11 protein-coding genes are annotated in these 12,625 nt (G+C 71.6%); 2 read left to right on the top strand and 9 right to left on the bottom strand.

The window, feature by feature from the left end; genetic code table 11:
• Positions 1-3 precede the first annotated feature (3 nt).
• The 4 genes from IEZ31_RS39905 to IEZ31_RS39890 form a co-directional block, all read right to left on the bottom strand.
• Positions 4-984, bottom strand: coding sequence for a cytochrome d ubiquinol oxidase subunit II (locus IEZ31_RS39905; RefSeq protein ID WP_190255308.1), 981 nt, complete (start codon positions 982-984; stop codon positions 4-6).
• A gap of 340 nt (positions 985-1,324) precedes the next feature.
• A complete protein-coding gene (locus IEZ31_RS39900; RefSeq protein WP_190255307.1) occupies positions 1,325-2,575 on the bottom strand; it encodes a cytochrome ubiquinol oxidase subunit I in 1,251 nt (416 codons plus the stop codon).
• 122 nt (positions 2,576-2,697) lie between these two features.
• Positions 2,698-3,231, bottom strand: coding sequence for an ACT domain-containing protein (locus IEZ31_RS39895; RefSeq protein ID WP_190255306.1), 534 nt, complete (start codon positions 3,229-3,231; stop codon positions 2,698-2,700).
• Positions 3,232-4,005, bottom strand: coding sequence for an ACT domain-containing protein (locus IEZ31_RS39890; protein ID WP_229836352.1), 774 nt, complete (start codon positions 4,003-4,005; stop codon positions 3,232-3,234).
• Positions 4,006-4,192: 187 nt separating this feature from the next.
• Between IEZ31_RS39890 and IEZ31_RS39885 the strand changes: the two genes are divergently transcribed.
• Together IEZ31_RS39885 and IEZ31_RS39880 are read left to right on the top strand one after the other, a co-directional pair.
• Entirely contained in the window at positions 4,193-5,239 is a 1,047-nt protein-coding gene (locus tag IEZ31_RS39885; protein WP_373294761.1) for a phosphotransferase family protein, read from the top strand.
• On the top strand, positions 5,239-6,495 hold the full coding sequence (locus IEZ31_RS39880) for an acyl-CoA dehydrogenase family protein (RefSeq protein ID WP_190255304.1): 1,257 nt from the start codon (positions 5,239-5,241) through the stop codon (positions 6,493-6,495). The genes IEZ31_RS39885 and IEZ31_RS39880 overlap by 1 nt, the downstream gene beginning before the upstream one ends.
• A 112-nt stretch (positions 6,496-6,607) precedes the next feature.
• On the opposite strand, the gene IEZ31_RS39875 is transcribed toward IEZ31_RS39880, so the two are convergent.
• The 5 genes from IEZ31_RS39875 to IEZ31_RS57225 form a co-directional block, all read right to left on the bottom strand.
• On the bottom strand, positions 6,608-7,039 hold the full coding sequence (locus IEZ31_RS39875; RefSeq protein WP_190255303.1) for a hypothetical protein: 432 nt from the start codon (positions 7,037-7,039) through the stop codon (positions 6,608-6,610).
• Positions 7,040-7,092: 53 nt separating this feature from the next.
• Complete coding sequence (locus IEZ31_RS39870; RefSeq protein ID WP_190255302.1) at positions 7,093-7,875, bottom strand: hypothetical protein; 783 nt, start codon at positions 7,873-7,875, stop codon at positions 7,093-7,095.
• A gap of 65 nt (positions 7,876-7,940) precedes the next feature.
• Complete coding sequence (locus tag IEZ31_RS39865) at positions 7,941-9,020, bottom strand: LacI family DNA-binding transcriptional regulator (RefSeq protein ID WP_190255301.1); 1,080 nt, start codon at positions 9,018-9,020, stop codon at positions 7,941-7,943.
• Between the two features lie 134 nt (positions 9,021-9,154).
• Complete coding sequence (locus tag IEZ31_RS39860) at positions 9,155-11,575, bottom strand: glycoside hydrolase family 94 protein (RefSeq protein WP_190255300.1); 2,421 nt, start codon at positions 11,573-11,575, stop codon at positions 9,155-9,157.
• A gap of 23 nt (positions 11,576-11,598) precedes the next feature.
• Positions 11,599-12,624, bottom strand: a complete 1,026-nt coding sequence (locus tag IEZ31_RS57225) for a LacI family DNA-binding transcriptional regulator (protein ID WP_229836350.1) — start codon at positions 12,622-12,624, stop codon at positions 11,599-11,601.
• Position 12,625 lies beyond the last annotated feature (1 nt).

The following is a 12,625-nucleotide window of genomic DNA, read 5'->3' as shown; positions in this document are numbered from 1 at the left end:
GCCCTACCAGTAGAGGTGGGTGGGCACGCGTTCCCGCTGCCGGAACAGCCACCAGCAGGCAACCTGCACGGCGACGAGCACCGGCAGCAGCGGCGCCGCGCCGAAGGCGAGCAGTCGCAGTGTGTCACCGCCGGCCGCCGCGTCGTCGACGGTCACCGACGCGCCCGGTTCCACCGTGGACGCTAGCACGGTCGGGTAGAGCGCCGACGCGACCGTGAGCACGGGCAGGGCGCAGGCCACAAGGGTCGCGGCGAAGGCCCGGCCCGGCCGCAGCGCGGCGACCGCGACGGCGCCGGCGGTCGCGACCGCGAGCAGCGTGCCCACGAGCGGGTTGCGGATCCCGTCCGGCGCCGCCAGCCACCAGCCGCCGGTGACGAGCAGCACCGCGCCGGCCGCCGCCGGGCCGAGCCGCCGGACGGCCCGGTGCATGCGTTCACGCAGCGGCCCGTCGGCGAGCCGCCCGGCGAGGAAGGCCGCGCCGTGCGCGAGCACGAGCAGCACGTGCGCGAGCCCGGTGGCCCAGACGAGCGGGTCGGTCAGCGGCGCGAAGCCGTGCACGTGGCCGTCGGCGGTGACCGGGGCGCCGTGCAGCAGGACGCCGAGCAACAGGCCCCAGCCGAGCGCGAGCACCAGGCCGCTGGCCGCGATGACCGCGTCGAACCCGCCGCTGCGTCGGCCCCGGCTGCGCAACTGCACGCTCGCGTTGAGCAGCAGGAGGGCGAGCAGGGTGACGGCGACCACCGGATACGCGGCGCCGAACAGCTCGCCCTCGACCCGCGGGAACGCGGCGACGAGCACGCCGACGGCGCCGACGATCCAGACCTCGTTGCCGAGGAACATCGGGCCGATCGCGTTGAGGGCGCGCCGCCGGTCGTCACCGCCGCGGATGGTCGCAAGCAGCATGGCCACGCCCTGGTCGAGCCCGCCGAGCGCGAAATAAGCCACGAGCAGGAACCCAAGAATCGCATACCAAAAAGTGCTCATGCGCCCTCCGCTCCGCTCCGGCCGCCTGAGCCCCACACCGAGCCCACGATGAGCGGCCTCCTCCGCTTCGCTCCGGAACCGCTCATGCGTCCTCCGCTCCGCTCCGGCCGCCTGAGCCCCACACCGAGCCCACGATGAGCGGCCTCCTCCGCTTCGCTCCGGAACCGCTCATGCGTCCTCCGCTCCGCTCCGGCCGCCTGAGCCCCACACCGAGCCCACGATGAGCGGCCTCCTCCGCTTCGCTCCGGAACCGCTCATGCGTCCTCCGCTCCGCTCCGGCCGCCTGAGCCCCACACCGAGCCCACGATGAGCGGCCTCCTCCGCTTCGCTCCGGAACCGCTCATGCCGCCACCTCAGCCAGTCGCGGCGAGTCCGGGGCGGCCGGGAGGAACTCGTCGCCGGGACCGCGCCGGGCCGCCCGGGCAAGCAGCCACCAGTCCACGATCACCAGCCCGGCGAGCAGCACGGTGAAGCCGATCGCCGAGAGGCGCAGCGCGCCGGCGCTCATCGGCGAGACCGCGTCGGCCGTCTTCAGCAGCCCGTACACGGCCCACGGCTGCCGCCCCTCCTCGCGCACGATCCAGCCGGCGATGGCGGCGACATACGGCACCGGGATGCTGGCGGTGAGCACCCAGAGCATCGGCCGGGCCCACCGGCGCTTGACGATCGTGTCGCGGGCGGTGAGCGCCCACGCGATGACCAGCAGCAGGAACAGCAGGTTGGCAATGTTGATCATCAGCCCGAGCGCAACGCCGACCGCGTTGCCCGGCAGGTAGTCACCCGGCCCGAACCGGGCCGCGAACTCGGCCTGCCGGGCGAGCGCCTCCTCGCCGCCGGCCAGCTTGGTCGGCTGGTTGGCGCCGATCGGGCCGAACTGCGCGTAGCCGAAGCCGATGGTGAAGAACGTGCCGATGACGGCGAACCGCAGGCCGAGCCGCAGCGAGCGGCGGAACACGTCGTCGACCTGCTTCCGGCGCAGGTGCCAGGCGCTCACGCCGGCCAGGAACATGCCGCCGGTGACCATGGCGGCGAACACCGCGTGCGCCAGGGAGAACCAGAGGGAGGAGTTGGTGAGCAGCGCGCCGAAGTCGGTGAGTCGCGCGGTCCCGCCGGCGTCGAGGGCGTAGCCGACCGGGTGCTGGAGGAAGGCGTTGGCGACCATCACCCAGAAGGCCGACAGCAGGGCGGTGGCGGCGACGCCCCAGATCAGGGCCAGGTGCAGTCGCTTGCCAAGCCGGCCCCAGCCGAAGATCCACATGCCGAGCAGCGTCGACTCCAGCACGAACGCGATGAGCGTCTCCAGGGCGAGCGGCGCGCCGAAGACGTCGCCGGTCAGCCGGGACAGGCCGCTCCAGTTCAGCCCGATCTGGAACTCCATGACCAGCCCGGTGGCGATGCCCACGGCGTAGTTGATCGCGTAGAGCAGGCCCCAGAAGCGGGCCATCCGCCCATACACCGGATCCCCCGTGCGCACGTAGCGCGTCTGCATCATCGCTACCATCACGACGAGCCCAAGGGTGAGCATGACGAACAGGAAGTGCAGCGACGCCGTCAGGGCGAACTGCAGGCGGGCGTACTCCAACGCGCTCACGTGTCGGCCCCCGACATGTACCCAACCAACATGTCGGCAGTCTACATGTAGCCGCGCGACCCTGCGCAAGCACGAAAAGGCCGCTCCCCCGGCACGGGGAGCGGCCTTTTGTCGAAGGTTCGTCAGGCGGCGGCGCGCTTGCCCGCCACCCGGGCCAGCGCCACCAGCGCCTGGGCCCGCGCGTACTCGGCCGGCGTGAAGGCCGGCGCGTGCCGCCGCACGTACAGCGTCCCGCCCGCCGGGTCGGCCAGCTGCATGCCGGTCTCGGTGAAGCCCGCGGTCCCGGTCGACGTGTCGGCCCGCCAGGAGATGTCACAGTCGCCGAGCAGCGCCGCGATGGCCTCCTCCAGCGTCGCCGACTCGTCGAGCACCTTGGTCGCGAGCGCCAGCACCCGGGTCGGCTCGTCGATGAGGCCGCGCACGTCGGCCCGGGCGATCCACGGGTCGCGGCCGCGGCCGCGCTGCACCGCCGCGGCGAGGTCCGCCTCGGTGAGCTCGTCAGGCGCGTCGATGAGGAAGTCGTCGACGGCGCCGGACTCGGTCGTGTGGACCTGGACGGAGAGAATGTTGATCTTCCGCAGCGCGAGGCTCGCGGTGAGCACGGAGAGGAAGCCGGGCCGGTCGTCGACCGTGGCCCGGACCCGCCACAGCGTCATCTAGGCCGCCCATGAAGAACTTGTGCCGGCGGGCGCGGGGGCTCCGGCAACGGAGCCACCCGCCTTACCCGGCTCCGCCAAGCCGGGCCCCGCCAGCCGTTCCCCCAGCACCGATGCCGTTGCACCGACCATCTGCGCCAGCCGTTCCACCTCGGAACCGTGGAAGGGTGGTGCTCCAGCGTCGCCGTCCGCCCCGCCGCGGGCGACAACAAGGACCAGGCCTGCACGCTGAAAAGGCGCGACAGCAAGATGAATGCCGTCAGCTGCGCTGATCGCGCGGGGCCGGAGTGGTGCGATGTCCACCTGTGGGGGGACAACCGGAGCGCGCCAGCTGGCGCAGATCACCGAGGACTCGGACCATGCCTGGGCGCGCGCGCCGCCGCCCGCCCAGTCGGATCCGATCTGGATCGCGACCGCCCAGTCCGCTCCGAACAGGGCGGGAGCCGCGTCCACGACCGTTGCCAGGCCGTGCTCCGGGTTCGCCGCCACCTGTCCGATGAGCGCGACCTCGCGGCCGCTGCTCGGCTCCGACAGCTCCGTGCCGCGCCACACACCGTCCACGCGAACGCCTGGGATCGCCGCGAGTCCGGTGAGCACACGATCGACGGGAGCCGAAGCCGGCCACACCACAGTGAAGTCGTCCACCGCACGGCCGCCGACCCGCTCCAGCACTACCACCGAAACGATGTCGGCACCGACCACACCCAGCGTCCGGGCAACCTGCCCGAGTGAGCCGGGACGGTCGGGCAGTGCAACCCTCAGCCGCAACAGCATCGAGTCGACCTCCCGTTCGTCCTGGTCCTGAGGTTGTACGCCGCCGTTGGTGTACGCCTTTGTTCTCCGGTACACGAACAGGTTGCCGACGGCCGGTTTCCGCGTCGTTTCGCAGCGGTGTCGATGCCGGAACGTTTGGAGAGCCGGGCATTCCTCACAAATGGGCGAGGCACGCTTGACAGAGAATGTGTCTCACCCATGGACTGATCCGATGACCACCCCGCCCGGTCTCGACCTCGAACGCCTGCAGGCATACCTGGACGCCAAGGCTCCCGGCCTGGTCAGCGCCCCGCTGACCGCGGAGCTGGTGGCCGGTGGGCGGTCGAACCTGACGTACATCCTGAACCAGGTCTTCGTGCTGCGCCGTCCCCCGCTCGGCCATGTGCTCGCCACCGCCCACGACATGTCGCGCGAGTTCCGGGTGATCTCCGCCCTGGGCTCGACCGCGGTGCCGGTGCCGGAGGCGCTGCTGCTCTGCGCGGACCCGGACGTGCTCGGCGCGCCGTTCTACCTGATGGCCCGCGTGCCGGGCGTCGTGCTGCGGCACCGCTCGCAGACCGACCCGCTCGGCGACGAGAACCGCCGCGCGGTCGCCTTCGCGATGATGGACACGCTGGCCGAGCTGCACCAGGTCGACTACGCGGCGGCCGGCCTGGGCGAGTTCGGCCGGCCCGAGGGCTTCCTGGAGCGGCAGGTCCGGCGCTGGACCGGCCAGCTGGAGAAGTCCCGCAGCCGCGAGCTGCCCGACGCCGACCGGCTCCGCGAGCGGCTGGTCGCCGCGATCCCGGCCAGCCCGCGCACCGGCATCGTGCACGGGGACTACCGGCTCGACAACCTCATCGTCGACCCCGGGACGCTGCGCGTCGCGGCCGTCCTCGACTGGGAGATGGCGACGATCGGCGACCCGCTGACCGACCTCGGGCTGCTGCTGGCGTACTGGACCGTGCTCAACGAGCTGAAGGTCGCCCAGAACCCGATCGCCGACGGGCTGGGCGCCGACGCCGGGTTCCCGTCCGGTGCGGAGCTGCTCCAGCGGTACGCCCAGAGCGCCCCGATCGGCGAGGACCTGCACTGGTACGTCGCGCTGGCCTGCTACAAGCTCGCCGGCGTGCTCGAAGGCATCCACTTCCGCTTCCTGCAGGGCCAGACGGTCGGCGCCGGCTTCGACCAGATCGGCGAGCTGGTCCTGCCCCTGCTGGAACACGGCATCGCAGCGATCAACGGAGAGAGCTGATGGATTTCCGCTTCGACACCCGCACGGCCGAGCTCCACGAACGGCTCACCGATTTCATGGAGGAGGAGGTGTACCCCGCGGAGCACGTCTTCGAGCGCCAGCTCCAGGAGCTCGACGACCCGTGGGCCCGACCGCCGGTGATCGAGGGCCTCAAGCGCTCGGCGCGCGACCGGGGCCTCTGGAACCTCTTCCTGCCCGATAAGGTCAGCGCGGAGCTCGATCCAGGGGCGGGTGGTCGGGGCGGCAGCCGGGACGGCGCGGGGCTGACCAACCTGCAGTACGCGCCGCTGGCCGAGATCACCGGCCACAGCCCGCACCTGGCCCCCGAGGCGCTCAACTGCGCGGCGCCCGACACGGGCAACATGGAGGTGCTGGCCCAGTTCGGCTCGCCGGAGCAGCAGGACCGCTGGCTCAAGCCGCTGCTGGAGGGCCAGATCCGCTCCGCGTTCTGCATGACCGAGCCGGATGTCGCCTCCTCCGACGCGACGAACATCTCGACGAGCATCGTGCGCGACGGCGACGGGTACGTCATCAACGGCCGTAAGTGGTGGTCGTCCGGCGCGATGAACCCCAACTGTGCGCTGTTCATCGTCATGGGCAAGAGCGACCCGGCGGCCGAGCGCCACCGCCAGCAGTCGATGATCTGCGTCCCCCGCGACACCCCCGGCATCACCGTCCGGCGCGGCATGCACGTCTTCGGCTACACCGACGGCGCCCACGGCGGCCACGCCGAGATCGTCTTCGAGGACGTCCGCGTCCCGTTGGATTCGCTGATCGCCGAGGAGGGCTCGGGCTTCGCGATCGCGCAGGCGCGGCTCGGCCCCGGCCGCATCCACCACTGCATGCGCCTGATCGGCATGGCCGAGCGGGCGCTGGAACTGCTCTGCGGCCGGGTCAGCCAGCGCGTGGCGTTCGGCCGGCCGCTCGCCGAGCAGGGCGTGATCCAGGAGTGGATCGCCGAGTCCCGGGTGCGCATCGAGCAGGCCCGCCTGCTCGTGCTCAAGACGGCCTGGCTGATGGACGAGGTCGGCAACAAGGGCGCCCACACCGAGATCCAGGCGATCAAGATCGCGGTGCCGGCGATGGCCGAGTGGGTCATCGACAAGGCGATCCAGGGCTACGGCGCCGCGGGCGTCAGCCAGGACACGCCCTTGGCCGCGCTATGGTCCCAGGCCCGCACGCTGCGCCTGGCGGACGGCCCCGACGAGGTCCACAAGGCCTCCCTAGCAAGGCGCGAACTCCGCAAGTACTCCTAACCCCGGGCCCCCCAAACGCGTCGATCTTGCAGTTGTGGTGCCGCGACACTCCCAAGATGTCCGGGTTTGTCAGGCACCACAACTGCAAGATCGACGCGTTTGGGGGCGGACGTCACACGGCCGGCGTGTCGTACGCCGTCGTCGTGTCGGGGGGGATCTCGTCCGGCTCGTCCGCGGCGAACCGGTCGGCCGCCGCGCTGATCGCTTTCGGGGCCGAGGCCGCCACGGCCCAGCCGACCGCGACGCCGCCCAGGACCGCCACCGCGATCCAGCCCCACGGCTTGCGCGGCCGGCGGCCCGACAGCGCGTCGAGCGCCAGGTTCGCGCGCCGCCACGCCTCGTCCGCCGCCGAGCCGACGCGGTCGGACGCCGCGTCGTACCGGTTCGTCGCCTCGTCCGCCAAGTCGGACGCCCGGTGCCGGACCGTGCCGCCGACCGAGCGGGCGGTGTCGGACGCGGAGCCGACCGCGGCGCGCAGGTAGTCCCACGCGTCCTCGGCCACGCTCTCCGCGCGCCGTCGTCCCTTTCTCCACTGTGAGCTCATCAGCCACCTCCTCCGGTAACCGAGGTGCCCGGCGGCCGAGATCCACAAACCCGTCAGCGCAGCGTGTCGTGCAGCTCTCCCAGCGCCTGGAGCAGGGTGTCGGGGCCGATCCAGCGGCGCATCCCCGCTCGCCGCTGAAGCTCGACCATGCGCTCGGCGTCGATGTACAACCGGCGCGTCTGCGAGGCCTTCAACTCCGATGGCGTCGAGAGGACCTGGCCGCCCTTGCCGATGAAGACGTACGGGCGGTCGACCGTCGCGGTCTCCGTGAAGCCGAGCGTGTCGTTGGCGTCGTCGAGGTACTGGATCGTGCTGGCGAGCTTGTTGTCGGCGTTGAGCTGCGCCTGGGTGACGACGTCGACGAACGGCACGCCGGCCTTCGGCGGGTTGAGCTCGTCGGACTTCACGCCGAGGGCCTTCGCCGCGATGGCCAGCGCCAGGCTCACCTCGTGCTCCAGTCCGCTGCCCATGGGGTACCGCAGATTCAGCACGCGCTCGACTCCGCCGGCCCCGAAGAAGGCGTTCGACGAGACCCCCTTGGTCCCGAGGAACGCGACGAACCGGTCCAACTCCTGCTTGTCCGCCTCCAGGCGCGGGCTCCCGTTGGACATATCCGCCGTGAGCGACATGTCCGGCACGTATTCGCTGACGTAGTCCTTGACCTTCGTGCCCGAGAAGGTGATCAGGAGCGGATGCGGGTCCTTGAACGGCGTCTTCGGCGGCGCCGCCGCGGCGCCCGACGACCCCGCCGGAGCGGACGGCGACGAGTCGTCGCCACAGGCCGCGAGCAGACCGAGCAGCGGGACGGCGAGCAGGCTCCGGCGTGAGACGATCATGACCAGGAGCCTAGAGAGCCACCAGGCCGGAAGCGATCATGCCGACGGACCGGATCCACCGGCCGCTAAGCCGAGGCTCTCCGGACCAGGTGGGTCTCCACCATCACCGACGAGGACGCCGCGCCGGCGATGCGGGCGATGAGCAGCCGCGCCATCTCCCGCCCCATCGCCTCGACCGGCTGGTGGACGGTGGTCAGCGGCGGGTCGGTCTGCCGGGCGATCGCCGTGTCGTCGAAGCCGACCAGCGCCACGTCCTCCGGCACCCGCTTGCCGAGCTCGCGCAGCGCCCGCAGCGCGCCGACCGCCATGAGGTCCGAGGCGGCGAACACCGCGTCGACGTCGGGGCTGCGCTCCAGCAGCTCGCGCACCGCGAGCTCCCCGCTGACCTCGGAGAAGTCGCCGTACGCGATGAGCCGCTCGTCGACCGGGAGCCCCGCGCGCTCGATCGCCTCGCGGTAGCCGGTGAGCCGGGAGACGCCCACGGCCATGTCCTGCGGCCCGGCGATGGCCGCGATCCGGCGGCGCTGCCGGTCGAGCAGGTGCCCGACCGCGATCCGCGCGCCGCCCTCGTTGTCGGCGTCGACGTACGACAGCTGCGACAACTGGGCGGTGAAGTTCAGCTGCTCGTCGTCGGCGAGCATCTGGGCCGGCCGGCCGCCGAGCACGACCGGCAGCCCGCGCCGCTCCAGCAGCTCCGGCAGTGGGTCGGCGTCGTGCAGCGACAGCAGCATCACGCCGTCGACGTGCTGGTTGGTGAGGTGGTGCTCGACCCGCTGCCGCTCGGCCGGCGACTGGGCCATCGCGAGCCACAGCTGCAGCTGGGTCTCGGCGAGCGCCGAGCTGATGCCGCGCACGACGCCGGCGAAGAACGGCTCGCCGAAGACCCGCTCCCCCGACTCCGACACGACGAGCGCGACCGAGTCGGTGCGCTGCGTGACGAGCGCGCGGGCGGCCCGGTTCGGGACGTAGCCGAGCTCGTCGATCGCCTTCTGGACCGCGGCGCGAGCCTCGGGGCTCACCTGCGGCGATCCGTTCACCACGCGCGACACGGTGCCACGCCCGACGCCGGCCCGTAAGGCGACCTCGTCGAGCGTGGGGCGACCGGCGGAGCGCGGCCGGCCGTTGGGGGTTCGTTGCTGGGACACGCCTCATTGTGCGCACACGGCCCGAAGCGGCGTCCAACGCTGCGCCGATCTTGCAGTTGTGGTGCCCCCCAAACCGGAACATTCCCGGAGTGTCCCGGCACCACAACTGCAAGATCAACGCAAGAACGCGACCGTTACAGGGTCAGAACTACGTCGACCTCGGCGCCCGGAGCAGCGAGCGGGAGGACCGGGCCCTCCACCGCGGCACCGTCCACGACCAGCGAACGGGACGAACCGCGCGTGACGGAGATTCGGTACGTCGCGCCACGGAACCGGCGCACGGCGGTGAAGCCGGGCCACGACGCCGGCACCACCGGGTCGACGCGCAGGCCGGTCAGCTCCGGCCGGATGCCGAGGATCCACTGCGTGACGGCCGCGTAGTTCCACGCCGCCGTGCCGGTCAGCCACGAGTTCTTGGCCTCGCCGTGGGTCGGCGCGTCGCGGCCGGCGATCATCTGCGCGTAGACGTACGGCTCGCAGCGGTGCTGCTCCGAGATCTCCTCGCGGGCCGACGGATTGATCCGCTTGTAGTAGTCGAACGCGCCGTCGCCGTTGCCGACCATCGCCTCGGCGATCATCAGCCACGGGTTGGTGTGGCAGAAGATCCCGCCGTTCTCCTTGTACCCCGGCGGGTACGAGGAGATCTCGCCCAGCTCCAGGCGGTATGAGCTGTAGGCCGGCTGCTGCAGGACGATCCCGTGCGGGGTGGCCAGCCGCTCGCGAACGCTCGCCAGCGCGGTGACCGCGGTCCCGTCCTCGACCCCGACGCCGCCCATGATGCACATGCCCTGCGGCTCGATGAAGATCTGTCCCTCGTCGTTGGACGCCGAGCCGATGACGTTGCCGTAGAAGTCGTACGCGCGGCGGAACCAGGCGCCGTCCCATCCGTGCTCGGCGATGGTGCCGGCCATCTTGTCGGCGGCGTCCCTGAACTCCTGATCGGGGCGCCCGTAGCAGGCCGCCAGGTCGCCGAGCTCCCGCGCGGCCAGCACGAACTGGCCGGCGATGAACACCGACTCCGCCACCCCGCCGCTCTGGTTCTCGGTCGTCTGGAACGCCTCGCCCGGTGTGTCGGAGAAGCAGTTGAGGTTGAGGCAGTCGTTCCAGTCGGCCCGCCCGATCAGCGGCAGCCCGTGGGGGCCGAGGCGATCCAGGGTGTACCGCAGCGAGCGCAGCAGGTGCTCGTAGAGCGGCTGCTCGCTGTCGGGCGCGTTGTCGAACGGCACCGCCGCGTCGAGGATGCTCAGGTCCCCGGTCTCCTTGACGTACGCCGACACGCCCAGGATCAGCCAGAGCGGGTCGTCGTTGAAGCCGGAGCCGATGTCGTTGTTCCCGCGCTTGGTCAGCGGCTGGTACTGGTGGTACGCCCCACCCGTGGGCAGCTGCGTGGCGGCGATGTCGAGGATCCGCTCCCGCGCCCGCTCCGGGATCATGTGGACGAAGCCGAGCAGGTCCTGGTTCGAGTCGCGGAAGCCCATCCCGCGCCCGATCCCCGACTCGTACAACGAGGTCGACCGGCTCATGTTGAAGGTGACCATGTTCTGGTACGCGTTCCAGATGTTCACCATGCGGTCGGTGTCCCCGTCGGGCGTGCTCACCTGCAGCGAGCCGAGCAGCTCGTCCCAGCGGGCGCGCAGCGCGGCCAGCCCCTCGTCGACCGCCGACTGCCGCAGCCAGCGCTCGATCACCGGCTTGACCAGCCGCTTGTTGATCGTCTGGGAGCCGGCCGGGTCGAACTTCGCGTCGCGCGGGTTCTCCCAGTAGCCGAGCACGAAGCCGATCTCGCGGGTCTCCCCCGGCGCCAGCGTCAGCTTCACGTGGTGCGAGCCGTGCGGCTGCCAGCCGTGCGCGACCGAGTCCGTCGACGCCCCGCGCTCGACCACGGCCGGGCGGTCCCACGAGCGGTACGGGCCGAGGAACGCCTCGCGCGCGGTGTCGAAGCCGGCGAGCGGCTCGCTGCAGGCGAAGTAGGCGAAGTGGTCGCGGCGCTCGCGGTACTCGGTCTTGTGGTAGATGACCCCGTCCTCGACCTCCACCTGACCGGTGCTGAAGTTGCGCTGGAAGTTGGTGGCGTCGTCCTGCGCGTCCCACAGGCAGAACTCGACCGACGAGAACGCCGAGAGCTCGACCGCCTCGTCGCGCTCGTTGGTCACCGTCAGCCGCCAGACCTCGAGGGTCTCCTCCAGCGGGACGAAGTAGAGCGTCTCCGCCTTGATCCCGTGGTACCGCGAGGAGATGCGCGTGTAGGACAGTCCATGACGGCACTCGTAGTCGGTCAGCTCGCGCTGCGTCGGCTGCCACGTCGGCGACCAGAACTCGCCGTCGCCCGTGCGCAGGTAGATGTAGCGGCCGCCGAGGTCGAACGGCGCGTTGTTGTACCGGTACCGGGTCAGCCGGCGCAGCCGGGCGTCGCGGTAGAACGAGTAGCCGCCGGCCGTGTTCGAGATGATCCCGAAGTACGCCTCGGTGCCCAGGTAGTTGATCCAGGGCAGCGGCGTGTCGGGCCGGTCGATCACGTACTCGCGGCGTTCGTCGTCGAAGTGGCCGAAGCGCACGGGGTGCCTCCTGCGGGGGATGGTCAGGCTGACTCGCGCACCACCAGGTGGGTGTCGAGCACAGTCGAGTGGGCCGGCCCGCCGGCGATGCGGGCCAGCAGAAGCCGCGCCATCTCGCGCCCCATGCCCTCCACCGACTGGTGCACGGTGGTGAGCGGCGGCTGGGTCTGCCGGGCCACGGCGGAGTCCTCGAAGCCGACCACGGCGACGTCGCCGGGCACCCGCTTGCCCAGCTCACGCAGGGCGCGGATGGCGCCGGCGGCCATCAGGTCGGAGGCGGCGAAGACGGCGTCGAGACCCGGGTTGAGATGGAGCAGGCGGTGCATCGCGTTCGCGCCGCTCGCCTCACTGAAGTCGCCATATGCGACGAGCCGGTCGTCGTAGGGCTGGGACGCCAGGCGCAGCGCCTCCCGGTAGCCACGGAGGCGGGCCTTGCCCACCCCCATGTCCTGCGGGCCGGCGATCGCCGCGACGCAGCGGCGTCCCAGGTCGAGCAGGTGCTGGACGGCCGTGCAGGCGCCCCCCTCGTTGTCGTTGTCGACGAAGGAGATGCCCGCGTGGCCGCTGGGACCCGACTCCAGCATCCGGGCCGTCCGTCCACCGAGGACGGTCGGCAGCCCGCGGCGGACCAGCAGGTCCGGCAGCGGGTCGTCGTCGTGCAGGGACAGCAGCAGCACGCCGTCGACGTGCTGGTCGCTGAGGTGGCGCTCGACCAGCGAGCGCTCGGCGCTCGACTGGGCCATCGCCAGCCACAGCTGCATCTCGGTGTCGGCGAGGTGCGAGCTGACGCCCCGGATGATGCCGGCGAAGAACGGCTCGCCGAAGACCCGCTCCTCCGACTCGGAGACGACGAGCGCCACCGAGTCGGTGCGGCGGGTCACCAGCGCGCGGGCGGCCCGGTTCGGCACGTACCCCAGCTCGTCGATGGCCTTCTCGACCGCCTTGCGGGCCTCCGGGCTCACCTGGGGCGAGCCGTTGATGACCCGCGACACGGTGCCCCGCCCGACGCCGGCCAGGGCTGCGACCTCGTCCAGTGTCGGGCGGCGCAAC

It is taken from the genome of Dactylosporangium sucinum (assembly GCF_014647515.1).
Taxonomy (GTDB): Bacteria; Actinomycetota; Actinomycetes; order Mycobacteriales; family Micromonosporaceae; genus Dactylosporangium; species Dactylosporangium sucinum.
Note: the sequence above shows the minus strand (reverse complement) of the source record. Positions and strands in the feature narration are given on the sequence as shown.